Annotated in this window: 13 protein-coding genes and 1 other RNA gene; 9 read left to right on the top strand and 5 right to left on the bottom strand. The window is 60.7% G+C overall.

Annotated elements, in window-relative coordinates:
* Positions 1–26: 26 nt before the first annotated feature.
* On the bottom strand, positions 27–1,004 hold the full coding sequence (mbfA, locus tag BV911_RS06775) for an iron exporter MbfA (protein WP_086052842.1): 978 nt from the start codon (positions 1,002–1,004) through the stop codon (positions 27–29).
* Between the two features lie 87 nt (positions 1,005–1,091).
* Between mbfA and ssrA the strand changes: the two genes are divergently transcribed.
* The 9 genes from ssrA to BV911_RS06730 all read left to right on the top strand — a co-directional run bounded on the left by ssrA (position 1,092) and on the right by BV911_RS06730 (position 8,829).
* Positions 1,092–1,439: a transfer-messenger RNA gene (gene ssrA / locus BV911_RS06770) on the top strand.
* Positions 1,440–1,627: 188 nt separating this feature from the next.
* Positions 1,628–2,932 carry a chromate efflux transporter gene (gene chrA, locus BV911_RS06765; RefSeq protein WP_086052903.1) on the top strand — a complete coding sequence of 435 codons (1,305 nt, stop codon included), beginning with the start codon at positions 1,628–1,630 and terminating at the stop codon, positions 2,930–2,932.
* A gap of 87 nt (positions 2,933–3,019) precedes the next feature.
* On the top strand, positions 3,020–3,490 hold the full coding sequence (locus BV911_RS06760; RefSeq protein ID WP_086052841.1) for an SspB family protein: 471 nt from the start codon (positions 3,020–3,022) through the stop codon (positions 3,488–3,490).
* Positions 3,491–3,569: 79 nt separating this feature from the next.
* The gene (fumC, locus tag BV911_RS06755) at positions 3,570–4,964 is read left to right on the top strand and encodes a class II fumarate hydratase (protein WP_086052840.1); all 1,395 of its coding nucleotides are present in this window, start codon (positions 3,570–3,572) and stop codon (positions 4,962–4,964) included.
* Positions 4,965–4,967: 3 nt separating this feature from the next.
* Entirely contained in the window at positions 4,968–5,153 is a 186-nt protein-coding gene (locus tag BV911_RS06750; RefSeq protein WP_086052839.1) for a DUF4169 family protein, read from the top strand.
* Positions 5,150–5,392 (top strand): ribbon-helix-helix domain-containing protein, encoded by a 243-nt coding sequence (locus tag BV911_RS06745; RefSeq protein WP_086052838.1) that lies wholly within the window; start codon positions 5,150–5,152, stop codon positions 5,390–5,392. The genes BV911_RS06750 and BV911_RS06745 overlap by 4 nt, the downstream gene beginning before the upstream one ends.
* A 56-nt stretch (positions 5,393–5,448) precedes the next feature.
* The gene (locus BV911_RS06740; protein WP_086052837.1) at positions 5,449–6,579 is read left to right on the top strand and encodes a hypothetical protein; all 1,131 of its coding nucleotides are present in this window, start codon (positions 5,449–5,451) and stop codon (positions 6,577–6,579) included.
* Entirely contained in the window at positions 6,572–7,711 is a 1,140-nt protein-coding gene (locus tag BV911_RS06735) for a hypothetical protein (protein ID WP_086052836.1), read from the top strand. The genes BV911_RS06740 and BV911_RS06735 overlap by 8 nt, the downstream gene beginning before the upstream one ends.
* Positions 7,708–8,829, top strand: coding sequence for a hypothetical protein (locus BV911_RS06730; protein WP_086052835.1), 1,122 nt, complete (start codon positions 7,708–7,710; stop codon positions 8,827–8,829). The genes BV911_RS06735 and BV911_RS06730 overlap by 4 nt, the downstream gene beginning before the upstream one ends.
* Positions 8,830–8,838: 9 nt before the next feature.
* Here BV911_RS06730 and BV911_RS06725 read toward each other — a convergent pair whose 3' ends face one another.
* From BV911_RS06725 to BV911_RS06710, 4 genes are all read right to left on the bottom strand, one after another.
* Positions 8,839–9,591: a cytochrome c biogenesis CcdA family protein gene (locus tag BV911_RS06725; RefSeq protein WP_086052834.1), complete on the bottom strand. Its 753-nt coding sequence runs from the start codon at positions 9,589–9,591 to the stop codon at positions 8,839–8,841.
* Positions 9,592–9,841: 250 nt separating this feature from the next.
* Positions 9,842–12,691, bottom strand: coding sequence for a ribonuclease E/G (locus tag BV911_RS06720; protein ID WP_086052833.1), 2,850 nt, complete (start codon positions 12,689–12,691; stop codon positions 9,842–9,844).
* Positions 12,692–13,087: 396 nt separating this feature from the next.
* A complete protein-coding gene (locus tag BV911_RS06715) occupies positions 13,088–14,422 on the bottom strand; it encodes a sigma-54 dependent transcriptional regulator (RefSeq protein ID WP_240512172.1) in 1,335 nt (444 codons plus the stop codon).
* Positions 14,419–16,191, bottom strand: coding sequence for an ATP-binding protein (locus BV911_RS06710; RefSeq protein WP_086052831.1), 1,773 nt, complete (start codon positions 16,189–16,191; stop codon positions 14,419–14,421). The genes BV911_RS06715 and BV911_RS06710 overlap by 4 nt, the downstream gene beginning before the upstream one ends.
* Positions 16,192–16,218: the final 27 nt, after the last annotated feature.

Raw genomic sequence — 16,218 nt, 5'->3', positions numbered from 1 at the left:
CAGGTGACGCCCCGCTGACCGGGGCGTTATCCGCTACCGATCAAGACACCAGCGGCCAGAACTAGCGCGCCTCCGATCACCACTTGCAGCGACGCCCGGAAAAACGGCGTGTCCATATATCGGCTCTGGATCCATGCGATGGCCCAAAGTTCGACGAACACGACGATCCCGGCGATGGTGGTTGCGGTCCAGAAGTGTGGAATGAGATAAGGAAGCGCGTGACCGAGGCCACCGATGGTCGTCATGACCCCTGACGCGATCCCCCGCTTCAACGCGGATCCCCGCCCTGACAGTTGGCCGTCATCGGACGCGGCCTCGGTGAAGCCCATAGAAATGCCCGCACCAATCGACGCCGCAAGGCCGACCTGAAAGGTCTGAAAGGTGTCTTGAGTCGCGAAAGCCGCCGCGAAAATCGGCGCAAGCGTCGACACTGACCCGTCCATCAAGCCCGCCAGCCCCGGCTGCACCCATGTCAGAACAAACTTGCGATGTCGGGTTTGGTCCTCATGGCTACGGGCGTCGTCAGGCAAGTGCGTTGCGGCCAGATCGGCAGCGATGTTTTCATGTTGAGCCTCGGCCGCGGCCAACTCGTTCAACAGCGCACGGGTGTTGGCATCACTTGAGCGTCGCGCCGCAAGTTCATAAAAACGCTGGGCTTCCTGCTCCATCCCTTCGGCTTGTCCGCGAATATCATCCAATGACAGCTTGTCGAGCAACCAGATCGGCTTGCGGGCGTAATACCCCGCCACATGTTCGCGCCGGATCAAGGGAATGGTGTCGCCAAACCGCTGCTGATGCAGTTTGATCAGGCGCTGATTGTGGCCCTCTTCCTCGGCGGCCATGCCATCGAAGATAGCCGCAGTCGCCGCATAGTCCGCCCTAAGCCGAGCCGCAAAACTGCGGTAAATCCGGGCGTCGTCTTCTTCGGACGAAATCGCAAGGGCCAGAACCTCTTGTTCACTGAGATCCGCAAACCGTCGGCGGGACGAGAAATAGGACAGCATGGGCGCTCCATCAATTTGGAATGGTTCTAAGTTGAAAGCATTTTAGGCGGCATGCAAGAGCTTTAAAGCCGCATCTTTGCATCGAAGGGGATTGCAAATGCCGGCACGCCACCCTAAATCTGAATTGTTCTTCGGAACTATGGTGATAAACGCGCTCGTAATAAGCGGCTCGGACCCGGGGGCGGTACCCGGCGACTCCACCAAACGCCCTTCATTTGGGGCCATGGGGTCGAAACAGGATCGACGAACGTCTAAAGGGGTTTGCTTTTGCCCGGTGAGGAACCACCGTTATCGGTCCGTTAAAGCTAGTTGCAAATGACAACAAAGCTCCGATGGCGCTCGCAGCGTAAGCTGTGCGCAATATCAAATCTTAAGTCCTTGCCCCTAGCAGGGTAAGGCGGGGTTCGCAGGTACCTGGCAACAGAAACCTGCACTTACACCCACATCTTCATTCAATCGAACGGCCGGTTTGCCGTGTCGTCAACTTGTCACAAGATGGCGTGTTGACAGACATGGGCCGGACTTGCCATCTGGGGCTGCGGTCGACCCTGCGGGGTCGGTGCCGCATCGACCCTGTCTTTAACAGGCCCGCACATCCCCTTGATCCCGGGAAAGAGACCCTGATGGCCGCCCATGCGACGACCAACCCGCCGCCCCAACCAAAGGCCGCGCCGGACACATCCATCATTCCTTTGCGCGAGTTGGTGCGGGTGTTTCTCCGTATCGGCCTGCTGTCGTTCGGCGGACCTGCCGCGCAAATTGCGGTGATGCATCGCGAACTGGTCGAGGAGCGGCGCTGGCTGACCGAGGACCAATACCTCGGGGCGCTGTCGTTTTGCATGCTGCTGCCCGGCCCCGAAGCGATGCAACTGGTCACCTATGCCGGATGGCGGCTGCGCGGCACCCTTGGCGGATTGATCGGCGGGTTGCTGTTCGTCTTGCCCGGCGCGGCGGTCATGGCATTGGTTTCGCTCTGTTATGCGTGGTACGGCGCGGTGCCACTTGCAGCGGCAATGTTCTTGGGCATCAAGGCAACGGTGGTCATCATCGTATTGCAGGCGCTTTTGAAAGTCAGCCAGCGCGCCTTGAAATCAACGGATCGCTGGGTCATTGCCGGCCTGTCTTTTGTGGGCATCTTTGCCCTGAACTTGCCGTTTCCGCTGATCATTCTGGCGGCTGGCGCCTATGGGTACTGGCGCGCCCCGGCGGCCACCCTGCCGCCGCCGGATCTGGCATCGCCGCGCACCCTGCGGACGGTGGCGATCTGGGGTGGCTTGTGGCTGGCTCCGGTCGCGCTGCTATGGGCGTCGGGTGCCACTTTCCTGACAGAACTGGCACTGTTCTTTTCCAAACTGGCCGTCGTGACTTTTGGCGGCGCTTATTCGGTGTTGGCCTATATGACCCAGCGCGTCGTCACCGATCTGGGCTGGATTTCCACCGCACAAATGATGGACGGTCTCGGTCTTGCGGAAACCACCCCCGGCCCGCTGATCCTTGTCACCCAGTTCGTCGCGATGCTGTCAGGTGTTCAGCAGGGCGGCACTGGTCTGGCGCTGTTGGCGGGCGCGATCGCCCTTTGGGTGACGTTCGTGCCGTGTTTTTTATGGATCTTTGCCGGCGCGCCTTATGTCGAATGGATTGCCACACGGCCACGCTTGTCCGGCGCGCTGTCGGCCATCACCGCCGCTGTGGTTGGCGTCATCCTGAATTTGTCGATCTGGTTTGCCTTACATGTATTCTTTGGCACCGTCGAGACAACGACCCTTGGGCCAATTCAAATCGCCTTACCCCATCTCACCAGCTTTGATCCGGTCGCCGCAGGTTTGGCGGTTCTGGCGGGGTTTGCCCTTCTGCGCCAACGCTGGTCACTGCCCGTTGTTTTGGCGCTGGCGGCGCTTGCCGGCGCGCTTGTCGAACTGCTGGGCTAAAAAACGTGATTTCACGGCCCCGGCCCCTTTTCATTCCTCCCCACATTCCGGTAAACCGGTCGGCAAGAAAACAAAGGTCGCCTCGCCATGTCCAGAACAATTGACTACGGCAATCTCATGCACCGCGCCATGCGGTCCCTGATTCAACAGGTATTGCAGGGAATTGCTGATACCGGCCTGCCCGGCGATCACCACTTCTTCATCACCTTCGACACCATGCATCCCGATGTCGAAATCGCCGATTGGCTGTCTGATCGGTATCCTGAAGAAATGACCGTGGTCATCCAGCATTGGTTCGACAATCTGACCGTGACCGACGAAGGCTTTGCCATCACCCTGAATTTTGGTGACAGCCCCGAGCCGCTGTACATCCCTTATGATGCGATCCGCACCTTCGTTGATCCGTCGGTCGAATTCGGTCTGCGCTTTGAAACGCAAGACACCGATGGCGACGACCCCGAGCCCGAAGGCGCGCCGATGATCGAGGATGTCGAGGCGGATAGTGACAGGACCACGCGGGACGCCGAAATCGTGCGCCTGGACAGTTTCCGGAAATAGGACGCGGCGGCCATCCGCCTGCCCTGACCCTCAAGACGGCTGCCGCGCGCAGCCGTGCCCCTGCCTTAGGAGTTTCCCGATGACCGAGACCCGTACCGAAACCGACAGCTTCGGCCCGCTCGAAGTCCCTGCCGACAAGTATTGGGGCGCGCAGACGCAACGCTCGATCCTGAATTTTCCAATCGGTTGGGAAAAGCAGCCCATCGCGATTGTCCGGGCCTTGGGCGTCATCAAACAGGCGTGCGCGCAGGCCAATATGGCCAATGGCGATCTGGACACCACGGTTGGCGAGGCCATTGTGCAGGCCGCGAGCGAAGTAGTTGCCGGTAAGTTCGACGACAATTTCCCGCTGGTGGTCTGGCAGACCGGCTCCGGCACCCAGTCGAACATGAACGCCAATGAAGTCATCGCCAACCGTGCTATCGAAATCCTTGGCGGCGTCATCGGATCGAAAGACCCGGTCCACCCGAACGATCACTGCAATATGGGGCAGTCGTCGAATGACACGTTCCCGACCGCCATGCACATCGCCACCGCGATGACGGCGCGGGACGTGCTGATCCCCGGCTTGGAAAAGTTGCACGCCGCCTTGCAGGCCAAGGTCGAAGAGTTTGACGGAATCATCAAGATCGGCCGCACCCATACGCAAGACGCGACGCCGCTGACCCTTAGTCAGGAATTCTCGGGCTACACGCATCAGGTTGCCATGGGCATCAAGCGCGTCAAAGCTGCGCTGGCGCATATCAATGAATTGGCGCAGGGCGGCACCGCGGTCGGCACCGGCTTGAACACCAAGCACGGCTGGGCCGAGACCGTCGCAGCCAATATGGCCGAGATTACCAGCCTGCCCTTCGTCACCGCGCCGAACAAGTTCGAAGCCTTGGCCGCGCATGATGCCATGGTCGAAATGTCGGGCGCGTTGAAAACCGTCGCCGCCAGCCTGTTCAAGATTGCCAATGACATTCGGCTGCTGGGCTCTGGCCCGCGCTGCGGTCTGGGCGAGTTGATCCTGCCCGAGAACGAACCGGGTAGCTCGATCATGCCGGGCAAAGTCAATCCGACCCAGTGCGAGGCGCTGACCCAAGTGTGCGCCCATGTCTTCGGCAATGACGCGGCGGTTGGATTTGCGGGCTCGCAAGGGCATTTCGAACTGAACGTCTATAAGCCAATGATGGCCTATAACGTCTTGCAATCCATGCAACTTCTGGGTGACAGCGCCAGCGCCTTCACCGACAATCTGGTGGTCGGCCTGCAGGCTGACAAGGTGCGGATCGAAAAGCTGATGCATGAAAGCCTGATGCTGGTGACAGCACTGGCCCCCAGCATTGGCTATGACAACGCGACCAAAGTTGCCAAGACGGCGCATAAGAACGGCACCACCCTGAAGCACGAGGCAATCGCGCTTGGGTTCGTGGACGAGGCCACTTTCGACGCGGTGGTGCGGCCCGAAAACATGATCGGTCCGAAGGGCTGATCCGTGGCCGAAGGGCCCATTAACCTCAACCGGGCGCGCAAAGCGCGGGCCCGGGCGGCGGCCAAGGTGCAGGCCGACAGCAACGCGGTGAAATTCGGGCGCAGCAAGGTTGAACGCAATATCGACGCCGATAAGGCCGCTCGGGACGCGCAGCATCTGGACGGCCATCACCGAGACCGTCCAGAATGACCGGAAGCCGGCCCCGCAAACATTCCCTGACATTGCATAAGCATCAAACCAGCGTGTCGTTGGAGGATGACTTCTGGCACGCTTTCCTGACCATCGCCAAAGAGCGCGGCCTGTCGATCAACGCCCTTGCTGCCGAAATCGATGCCGAGCGCGGTTTGGAAATGGGGCTCGCCACCGCCATCCGCCTGCATGTGCTGCGCTATTATCGGTCGCGCGCCGAATCCCGCGACACGCCTTGAACTGACCCTGAAAACCCGGCAAACATGCAATGCCCTGCCGGGAAGGAACTGCACACATGGCCGACATCCGGATCGACACGCTGCGGGGGTTTACCCTGCCGGCCTCAGTGCCATACCGGCGCGATCCCGTCGTTCCCGAGGCATTCCAGACCGACAAATATCGGCAGGACTATGACGATCGCACCTTGTTTTATGACTGCTGCACCTTGGATCAGTCCGGGCAAATTCTGTTGACCGCGCCACCGTTGTCCGGCCTGTGGCCGCTGGTTCGCCGGGCACTTCGTATCGATGGCAAACCGGTTGGCTGGATGCGGCAACGGCGGTCAGGGCGCAGCGCGCAAGTGCTGCTTCGCGCCCGTGCCGGTGCCAGCGTGGGGCTGGAAATCGACGGACAGACCTATCCACTGGCACCGCGTCCGTCGCTTGCGTCGATGTTTTCTGGCCTGAATTGCGCGGTCACCGTCAATAAAAACAACGATTTGAACTGGATCCGGGATTGGGTACGCTATCACATCTCGGCCCATGGTCTGGAAGGGGTGGTGATCTTCGACAATGGCTCCACCGCCTATGACCCTTCGGCGATTGCCGAAGTTCTGGATCCGTTGCCCGGGTTGAAATCGGCAGCAATCCTGTCCGCTCCTTATCATTGGGGCGGCAATGTCGACGGGCCGACCGGCATGGTGCGCTATAAGTTTCTTCAAACTGCGCTGATCAATCTGGCGCGGCGGAGCGAAGTCTCGCAGGCGCGGGCCGTGATCGGCATGGATATTGATGAACTGGTCTTGGGCCCTAATGGTGCATCCGTCTTTGACGCCGCCGAATCGCGGTGGCTGTCCTATGTCAAGCTCGGCGGGCAATGGGTCTTTCCCGAGGCCGCCAATGGTGCGCCCACCGGCCAGTCAGACCATGTCTACCGCCCGGAACCGGCACGACCCTGTAAACCAAAATGGTGTGCGCGCCCAGATTCTCTGTTGAGCCGCTTGGGCTGGAACGTCCACAATGTCGGCGCCGAGCAGGGCCGCAGGGTCAAAGCCGACCGGCAATTTTCACTGATCCATTGCTCGGCATGCAGCACGGGATGGAAGCCGGCCTCGCGCCGCTATTCGCCGCCCGCAGCGGTGGTTCAAGACCCGGCCCTTGTCAGATTGATGGCGCGGCACCTGCCAAAGTTGGCCGACGATGCGTGATCCTGTCGCCGGCCTGACTGTGCCGCTCTCAGGGTTCACCCTTCCCGAGGGCAGCCCGGTGTTGCGCGATCACGTCCGCAAACCCAAGCGTCGGTCGGACCATTACCATGCCGCCTTTGACCGTCGGACCCTGATCTATGATTGCGTTTGGCAGCCAGATCACAATCGCTATCTGCTGATGACGCCAATGTTGAGCAACCTGTGGCCAACGTTGCGCGATGGGTTGCGCCAGAACGGCGCGCCGGTTCAAGGCTTACGCCGCAAGCGGATGGGGAAATACGATCTGGTGATGGTGCCGGGGGCGAAAGTGGACCTCTCTCTGGTCCTTGGCGACAAAGAGTATCCCCTGACGCAGCGCGCGTCGGTGGCTGAAAACTTCGCCGGAATGAACTGCGCCGTAACGATGAACCGGAACAATCCGCTGGATTGGATCACCGATTGGGCCGCATGGCACGTGGCGTTGCACGGCTTGCAGGGGGTGCTCATCTTCGACAATGGCTCAGACGCCTACAGCCCTGATGAACTGGCGGCGGCCTTGGCCGGGGTGCGGGGACTGCAGCAGGTGGTCGTGGCCAGCGCCCCCTATCCCTATGGCACCACCGACCGGGTGGAGCGCGGTGAAATCCGGCCCAATTTCTTGCAACCGGCGATGCTAAACCTTGCGCGAACCGATTTTCTAAGGAAGGCGCGTGCCGTGTTGAATGCCGATTTTGACGAGTTGGTGATGAGCCGGGATGGCAGTTCCGTCTTTGATGCGGCGGTGGCCCGACGCCATTTGGCGGTTCGCCTTCCGGTGTATTGGGCCTATCCCGACCCCGATGTGTCCGGCCCTGCCCGCCAGCTTGACCACCAGTTCCGCAATGATCCGAAACGGCGGACGCCGCGCAAATGGTGCGTCGCGCCGGGGGGCCTGTCCAGCCGCTTTGGTTGGCACGTCCACCATGTCGGCGGCGAAGTGTTCAAGCTGAACCGCGAAAGCACCGATCATGAGGTGATCCATTGCCGGGCGGCATCCACCGGCTGGAACGCCCGGCGGGGCCGCCATCAAACTCTGGAACGGCGGGTGCCGGATCCGGAACTGACCGAATTGATGGCGCGAATGCAGTGCCGCTTCGACGAGGGCGCACTATGAGCGGCACCGCCATCGGCCAGGTGATCCACAGCACGGGGCGGGTTTTGCCCGAAACCAGTGCCCTATTGCGCGACCATGTCCGCCCTGCCGCCCGCCGAAGCGCGCATTATCTCGACCGGTACGACCGGCACACCCTGTATTTCGACTGCGTGTATCTTCCCGAAGACGGCAGCTATCTGTTCACCGCGCCACGGCTGCTCAATCTCTGGAAACCGTTCCGCGCCGGTCTGTCTGTGGACGGGAAACCTGTCGGCAGGGTGCGCCGCCGCACGTGGCTGCGCTATGAGCAGGTCACGGTGCGTGCGCCAGCGGGACGTCTGCGACTGAATTTTGACGGCGATGATCAGCCGGTTGTGGCGCGGCCGTCGCTTGCTCCGGCGTTCGCAGGGTTGAACTGCCTGTTGACGGTCAACAAGAACAACGATCTGGACTGGATCGCGAACTGGGCCGCCTATCATGTCGCCGCCCAAGGCGCCAACGGAGTGATCCTGTTCGACAACGGCTCGACCGCTTATGGGGTTCAGGACATTTGCGCCGCGCTGTCCGGGCTGGCCGGATTGAAAACCGCCGTGGTCTATGCGGCACCCTACCCTTATGGCCCCTCCGACAAGTCGAGCCGCTTTGAAGTCAGTCCACGCTTTTTCCAAAGTGCGATGCTGAACATTGCCCGGCGCGATGCTTTGTCCGGGGCACGGGCCGTGCTGAACATCGACATTGACGAAGTGGTGCGCCGGACTGATGGCGGGCCATCGGCGTTTGATCTGGCGACGCAAAACCCATTGGGAATGGTGATGATTGACGGCACATGGGCCTATCCCGGCCCAGAGGCCACCGGCCCGGTTGGCCACGCAGCGCATGTCTGGCAACAGGTGCCGCCGCGCGGCTGTAATCCGAAATGGTGCGCCGTACCCGGTGGCTGGATGAGCCGCCTTGGCTGGTCAGTGCATCAGATCGGGCCGGTGAGGGTGCCGCCGACCACCGCCCAGACACAGGTGCAATTGCTGCATTGCCGCGGCACCTCGACCGGCTGGAAATCACAGCGGTTCAAGACGCCGAAGACGCTGGAACACTCCGCCGAATTGGCCCGGTTCATGGCGCGAAACTTTCCGTGCATATAACGGCGCGTATTAGCCAAGCGCCGCAAGACCCGGGAAGGTTTCCAACAACCACCAGCTGAAGGTGGTGAACGCCCCTGTCAGCAAAGCCAGACCGACCAGCAGCAGCAACGCCCCCATGATCCGTTCAATCAGGCGCATATGCCGTTTGAGCCGCGTCATCACGCCCACTGCCCGGTTCATGAACAGCGCCGCCAGCAAAAACGGGATGCCCAGTCCCGCTGCATACACCCCCAACAGCGCGGTGCCGCGGGCGATGGATGCCTCAGAGGCGGCAATCGACAGGATCGCCCCCAGCTGCGGGCCAATACAGGGGGTCCAGCCGAACGCGAACGCCAAGCCAAGAACATAGGCGCCGAATGCCGATCCGCCGCGATCTCCGGCATCGACCCGCACATCGCGATCAAGCATCGGAATGCGGAAGACGCCGAGAAAATGCAGGCCAAATACAATCACCACCAGCCCGGAGATTTTTGAAAACAGATCCTGATTCTGCAGGAAGAAGGCACCAAAGACCGATGCGGTAAAACCGAGGAACAAAAAGACCGTCGATAGCCCCATGACGAAGAACAACGCCGCGAGCAGCGCCTTGCCCCGCGCAGCACGACCGTCCCTCATGTCGCTGACAGAAATGCCGCTCATATAGGCCAGATAAGGCGGCACGATCGGCAGCACACATGGGGACAGGAAGGACAACATGCCCGCAAGCAGCGCCACGATGATCGCCGGAAGCAGACCGGCATCGATGAGTTCAATTCCAAACATGCCGCAAGCCATAACGCATGGTGCGCCGAGCGTCATCGCCCGGATTGTCACATTCGCGTGGCCTAAGCTGGCGCGCGCCGTTGCCAGCACCGGTCGGACGAAACTGGGCCGAGGCGCACAAGCACGGACGCCCCTGCGACAGTCATAAAAATGCCCCGCTTCTGATCAGAAGCGGGGCATTTTTGTTTTCAATTCGCTAGGTTGGGCGATGCGGAGCGGTCGTTGCGCCGCGTGCTTTACCCCCGAAGGATCAGGCGGACCACCACCCGCGACGCTTGGGCTTTTCTGCCGGAGCGGGCTCTGGCACGGCGGCCAATTCCAACTGCGGTTCCGGCGTGACCTCGGCTTGTGCTGGCACCTCTGCTGCGGGTGCAGCAGCCGGTTCGGCCTCAACGCTGGTCTGAACGGTTTCTGGCGCAGGCGCGGCGACCACTGTTTCAGCCGCAACGGGTTCCGGGGTCGGATCGGCCTGAACAGTCTCTGGCGCGGCAGGTGCCGGAGCGGCCTCTGCCACAGGAGCCGGCTGTTGCACGGTTTCCGGGGCGACGTCGGTTGCATCGGCCTCAGCATTGGCAACGGGCACCGTTTCGACGGCAGGTTCTACCGGCGCAATTGCCACCTCTGTGACCGGTTCGGCCGGAGTGTCGGTTGCGGGGCTATCGCCGCCGACAGGGGCAGTCTCTACCGGCACCGTGTCGGACTTTGCAGCCTCATCGGCAGCAGCAGGTTCAGCCTCGGACACGGCAACCGGCGCGATGCCCTCTGCTGCAACAACGCCCGCGACGGCGGGATAGGTGCTGCGATCTGCATCAGACGACGCATCGCCCTCAGCTTGATCGTCACCGTCCCCATTCGAGCCGTTTTCATCATCCGCACCACCCCGCCGCCGACGACGCCGACGACGACGCTTTTTCGGCTTGGGCTGTTCGTCTTCCGCACTGGGCGCTGGGGCCGGAGCCGGGGCCTCGGCCGCCGCTTCCGCCTCGTCGGCGGTGTCCTGATCGTCTTCGTCTTCGATCTCGGGAAGCGCTTCGTCGTCTTCGTCTTCCATCATCGCCGAATAGCTGGAGATGACCGGAGCCAGAAGTTCGACCTTCCGCGTCGCCGTCTTGAACTTCTCAACCGAGAAGTCAGGATTGATCATCTTCGGGTCGGCTTCGATCCGCACCGACAGACCATACCGGCCTTCGATCTGGGCAATGTGGTCGCGCTTGGCGTTGATCAGGTAATTGACGATGCCAATGGGGGCCCGAACCAACACTTCCTTGCTGCGATCCCGCACGCCTTCTTCTTCCAACTCGCGCAGGATGCTGAGGGCGAGGCTGTCATCCGAACGGATGAGCCCGGTGCCGTGGCAGTGGTGGCACGGTTGGGTCGTGGCCTCAATCATGCCGGGGCGCAGACGCTGGCGCGACATCTCAAGCAGACCGAAGCCTGAAATCCGGCCAACTTGAATGCGGGCGCGGTCGGTCTTCAGCTTGTCTTTCAGGCGCTTTTCGACGGCAGCGTTGTTCTTGCGTTCGTCCATGTCGATGAAATCGATCACGATCAGACCGGCAAGATCGCGCAAACGCATCTGGCGGGCCACCTCTTCAGCGGCCTCCAAATTGGTCTTCAGCGCGGTATCTTCGATCGACCCTTCTTTGGTCGATTTGCCAGAGTTCACGTCAACCGCCACCAAGGCTTCGGTGACGCCGATCACGATATAGCCGCCGGACTTCAGGCGCACCGTCGGATTGAACATCTCGGTCAGATACGTCTCGACCTGGAACCGAGCAAACAACGGCTGCGGGTCAATATAGTGTTTTACGTTGCGCGCATGGGACGGCATGATCATTTTCATGAAGTCCTTGGCGGTGCGATACCCGGCCTCGCCTTCGACAAACACCTCGTCGATCTCACGATTGTACAAGTCGCGGATCGAGCGTTTGATCAGGTCGCCTTCCTCGTAAATCTTGGCCGGAGCCACCGATTTCAGGGTCAGTTCCCGGACCTGCTCCCAGAGCCGTTGCAGGTATTCGTAGTCGCGCTTGATTTCAGCTTTGGTCCGCTTTGCGCCAGCGGTACGGACGATCAGGCCCGCGCCTTCCGGCACATCAATTTCGGTCGCAATCTGCTTCAGCTTCTTGCGATCAGCAATGTTGGTAATCTTGCGGCTGATGCCGCCGCCGCGTGCCGTGTTCGGCATCAACACGCAGTAACGACCGGCAAGGCTGAGATAGGTGGTCAGGGCTGCACCCTTATTGCCGCGCTCTTCTTTAACCACTTGCACCAGCAGAATTTGCCGGACTTTGATGACTTCCTGAATCTTGTAGCGGCGCGCCCGCGGACGGCGCGGCGGGTTGATGTCTTCGGGCGTGTCATCGTCGGCAACGGATTCGATGTCGTCAGCCGGTGTGTGGCTGTCATCGTCGACCATGTCGTTGCGGGCTTCATCGGCGGCCGGGGCTTCGTCATCCTCTGCGGCGGGCGCATCGGCGGTCGCTTTGACATCCGCGTCACCTTCCGGCGCGGCAGCCGGTTGTTCTGCCGTAGCGACAATGCCGCTGTCGTGGTCGGCCCCGTCCTGGTCTGAACCCAGATCGACCACATCCATTCCCTGAATGCCGGTCTTGGTTTCGGCACCGCTGAGGTCTGTGGCGGCAACCGCGCGGGTTTCCACCGCATCGTCGCTGTTGGACTTCGCGGCGCGGGTGCGGCTGCGGGTCCGGGTGCGTCGTGGTTTTGTGGCTGGTTTGTCCTCGGACGGATCGGCCTGTGCGGATGTATCCGACGTGTCGTCAGCATCGTCTTCTGCACGAAGCGAGTCCGTATACGCCTTTTCCTCGGCCATCAAAGCCTGACGGTCGGCGATCGGGATCTGGTAATAATCCGGGTGGATCTCTGAGAAAGCCAGAAATCCGTGGCGATTTCCGCCGTAATCGATGAACGCCGCCTGCAAGGACGGCTCGACCCGGGTTACTTTTGCAAGATAGATGTTGCCAGATAACTGGCGTTTATTTTCGGATTCAAAATCGAATTCTTCAACTTTGGTTCCGTCGACAACAACCACGCGCGTTTCCTCGGCGTGGGTGGCATCGATGAGCATTTTTTTGGCCATGAAGTCTCTTCGCACCATTGCCGCGAGGGCGGATGCCGATGGCGATCGGTCCCGGACGACAGGTGTCTTGTTGATGCGATGCTATGGACGATCAGGACATCGGACCCACGATCCGGCTGGTGAGCCGGCGCTGTATCCAAGATGTTCCTTATGGGTCCCATCGCGTTTTTCCTTGGCACATGACTGTGCCTGTGAATGTGTCCGTCTCTCCGATCTGGGAGCAGGACAGAGATTTGGCCCAGAGGTCGGGCGCCTTTCAACTGCTTCCGCGTCGGCCTAACGTTCTGGACCAAGGCGCGAAAAAACAGGGAAATCCTGATGACGGGAGTCCCGCCATTCCCCCATTAAACCTGTCAAGCGCCCGATGACAATGGCGATTATCGTCTCAGCGCAAATTCACAGGTAATCTGACCGGGTCAGACCGTATTTTGCCATCTTCTCATTCAAAGTCCGCCGCGGCAGGCACAGCTCATCCATGACCTTGGCCACCGCCCCTTGATGGCGGCGCATGGTATTGTCGATCAGCATCCGCTCAAACGCTTCGACATACTCTTTCAGCGGCTTGCCCTCTGGCGTCAGAGTGACTGGCACCGCTTCGTTATCGGCGATGAGAAGCGAGGTGATCGAGCCCGACCCGCGACGGCTTTGCAACACCGCGCGTTCAGCCACGTTCATCAACTGGCGCACATTGCCCGGCCATGGTGCCTGCAACAGTTGCGCCGCCTCCTGCCCGCTGACCTTGGGTGCGTCACAGCCATACTCATCCGCGAAACTGCTGGTGAACTTATTGAACAGAACCAGGATGTCATCGCCGCGATGGCGCAGCGGCGGCAAGCCGAGCTTGAGTTTAGAGATGCGATGGAACAGATCCGGGCGCAGGGTTCGCTCGCAGCGTTTGTCCATTTCTTGCGAGCTGCAGATCGAAATGATCCGTGGCAGCACGCCGTCATCGGTATTCAGCACCGCCAGCAACCGGGCTTGGGTATCGGGACCGAGGCTTTCGGCATCTTCCAGCAACAAGGTGCCGCTGCGGGCTTCAACCAAGGCGCCGCCGGGTTGATCATCGCCATCGGCACCGAACAACTTTTGACTTTGCTCGGCGTCGCTCCATTGGGCGCACATCAAGGTCACCAAGGGGCGCGCCGCCCGGGCACCCACCGCATGCAAGGCCCGTGCGACAAGGGTTTTTCCGGTGCCGGTTTCGCCGTCGATCAGAACGTTGCCGTCGGCCTGTCCGATATCCAGAATATCCTCGCGCAGACGCGACATCGCCCCGCTGGTCCCCAACAACTGGGTCATGGCATCGGTGCCCGTGGCCAGTTCGCTGCGCAGGGCGCGGTTTGCCAACGCCTGCTTGCGCGCTGCACAGGCCCGGGTCACGATCTCGGTCATCCGGTCGGGATCAAACGGCTTTTCCAGAAAATCGAAAGCGCCGATCCGCATCGCCTCGACGGCCATTGGCACATCGCCATGTCCGGTGATCAGGACCACTGGCAACGCACTGTCGAGATGCATCAGACGCTTGAGAAAGCTCATGCCGTCCATTTCCGGCATTTTGATATCGCTCAACACGATTCCGTCATACCCGGCCTTGACCGTCGCCAAAGCCTCGCGGGCGCTTTTGAACGTCACAGTCTCGAAGCCCGACAAAACCAGCCATTGGCTGATCGACTGGCGCATGTCGAGTTCATCGTCCACGATTGCGACCTGCATTTTTGTCTCTCCGTTCATTCTTCCGCCAGATCCTCCTGGCCGTACAGGGGAAGCTGGACTTCAAACGCTGCGCCGCCGCCTTCCCGATTCCGGGCCATCAATCGCCCATCAAGATCGGAAACTATGCTGCTAGAGATCGCAAGGCCAAGCCCAAGCCCCTCACCTGGGGATTTCGTGCTATAGAACGGTTCGAACAAGGCTTCCAGATCTTCGATCCCAGCACCGTTATCGAGGACCATAAAGGACACTTTTCTGCCGATGGACAACACCAGACCGATTTCAGGGTCGTTGTTGTCACGGGTGGCGTCCACCGCATTGCGCAACAAATTGACGATCACTTGCTCCAACCGGAACCGATCCGCCAGCACCGGCACCTCGGTGTTCGGCTGGGTGATGGTGATGCGAATCCGGCGACTGCGGAACTGCGGCTCCATCATCGCCACCGACGAACTGACCGCTTCGCGCATGTCGACCCGGCGCAACCGGTCGCTGCTTTTGCTGGCATAGGATTTCAGCTGACGGGTGATCGCCGCCATACGGTCGATCAAGTCGTTGATCCGCTGCAGCGAGGCCACCGCCTCGTCCGACCGCCGTCGTTGTAACAGCAGGCGCGCCCCCGCCAGATAGGTTTTCATTGCGGCAAGCGGCTGATTTAACTCATGACTGACCGCGGCTGACATTTCGCCCAACGCGGTCAGTTTCGACGATTGAGCCAGCGTCTGCTCGGCCACTTCCAGATTGCGCTCGGCTTTTTCCCGTTCTGAAATCTCGCGCTGCAGCATGGCATTGAGCCGCTTTAATTCATCGGATTCCCGTTGCAGCCGGGCCGAGTGCCGTTCAGCCTGACGGGTGGTGAGATAGAATACGCCCGCCGCCAAGATCGCAAAGCCCATGACTTCCACAGCAATGGCAGCGCGCACCCGTTCCCGCACCGGTCCGAAGGTCGAATAGCTGACGATCCGCCAGCCTTGAAACGGGATCAGCCCTTCGCTGCGCATCACGCCCGCGCCGCCTAGAACCGGATCATCGTCGCGACTGAACCAATTGGCCCGCGCCCGGATCGCCCGCAGAAACGCATTTTCAGCCGGGCCCGTCCCCAAGGCCTCGGTTTCGGTGCGACCGCGCCAGCGTGGTTCTGTGGCCAGCAAGATGCGGTCCGCACTATCCTTGACGATCACCGCTTCGGTGATCCCGGCCCAACTGCGTTCGTATTTTTGCAGATCCACCTCGACCACGATCACGCCCATTTCCTCGCCCTGCCGGTCGATTTTGCGCGAAAAATAGAATGTGGGCAGGCCATTGTCGTTCAGTACAGAGGTGAACACCGTGGTATTAGAGACCACCGCTTCGACCATATAGGGCTGCGACAGGTGATCCGAAGCCAGATCGGCCCGGTCGCTGGACGCCACCGTCAAGCCGTTTCGATCCAGCAGCATGATCCGGGTCGCCCCGATTTCTTCGCGGTATTCGATCAAGCGTTGCGAGCTTTGGGAATAATCGCCCGACCCCAAAGCGCCAATCAGCAGCGGGTCCCGGGACAGCAACTGCGGGACAATCGAATTGCGCCGCAGCTCACTCATGACGCTGCCGGAAAATAGCGCCAGACGGACTTCGGACTGGTTGCGCGTGGTGGTGGTGTAACGCTCGGTCAGGACGGCGTTGGTAAACCAGATGATGACCGCGGCTGCCACAGTGAGCAGTCCAAGGAACAGCCGCAGACGATGGCGCGTCTGCGCTGGCGGCACTGGGGTAGGATTCGGAAGTGACGCATCAGCGATTTGTGTCATTCTTCAAGCCATATCCGGGGCGAACGG

This window comes from Pseudoruegeria sp. SK021 (genome assembly GCF_002119405.1).
Taxonomy (GTDB): domain Bacteria; phylum Pseudomonadota; class Alphaproteobacteria; order Rhodobacterales; family Rhodobacteraceae; genus Meridianimarinicoccus.
This window is presented reverse-complemented; position numbering and strand designations above follow the sequence as displayed.

Excerpts from the sequence above, each read along its gene's own strand:
- BV911_RS06715 (WP_240512172.1), bottom strand. The coding sequence starts at position 14,422 with ATGAACGGAGAGACAAAAATGCAGGTCGCAATCGTGGACGATGAACTC.
- BV911_RS06735 (WP_086052836.1), top strand. The coding sequence starts at position 6,572 with ATGCGTGATCCTGTCGCCGGCCTGACTGTGCCGCTCTCAGGGTTCACC.
- mbfA (WP_086052842.1), bottom strand. The coding sequence starts at position 1,004 with ATGCTGTCCTATTTCTCGTCCCGCCGACGGTTTGCGGATCTCAGTGAA.
- BV911_RS06760 (WP_086052841.1), top strand. The coding sequence starts at position 3,020 with ATGTCCAGAACAATTGACTACGGCAATCTCATGCACCGCGCCATGCGG.
- fumC (WP_086052840.1), top strand. The coding sequence starts at position 3,570 with ATGACCGAGACCCGTACCGAAACCGACAGCTTCGGCCCGCTCGAAGTC.
- BV911_RS06710 (WP_086052831.1), bottom strand. The coding sequence starts at position 16,191 with ATGACACAAATCGCTGATGCGTCACTTCCGAATCCTACCCCAGTGCCG.
- chrA (WP_086052903.1), top strand. The coding sequence starts at position 1,628 with ATGGCCGCCCATGCGACGACCAACCCGCCGCCCCAACCAAAGGCCGCG.
- BV911_RS06740 (WP_086052837.1), top strand. The coding sequence starts at position 5,449 with ATGGCCGACATCCGGATCGACACGCTGCGGGGGTTTACCCTGCCGGCC.
- BV911_RS06725 (WP_086052834.1), bottom strand. The coding sequence starts at position 9,591 with ATGTTTGGAATTGAACTCATCGATGCCGGTCTGCTTCCGGCGATCATC.
- BV911_RS06745 (WP_086052838.1), top strand. The coding sequence starts at position 5,150 with ATGACCGGAAGCCGGCCCCGCAAACATTCCCTGACATTGCATAAGCAT.
- BV911_RS06730 (WP_086052835.1), top strand. The coding sequence starts at position 7,708 with ATGAGCGGCACCGCCATCGGCCAGGTGATCCACAGCACGGGGCGGGTT.
- BV911_RS06720 (WP_086052833.1), bottom strand. The coding sequence starts at position 12,691 with ATGGCCAAAAAAATGCTCATCGATGCCACCCACGCCGAGGAAACGCGC.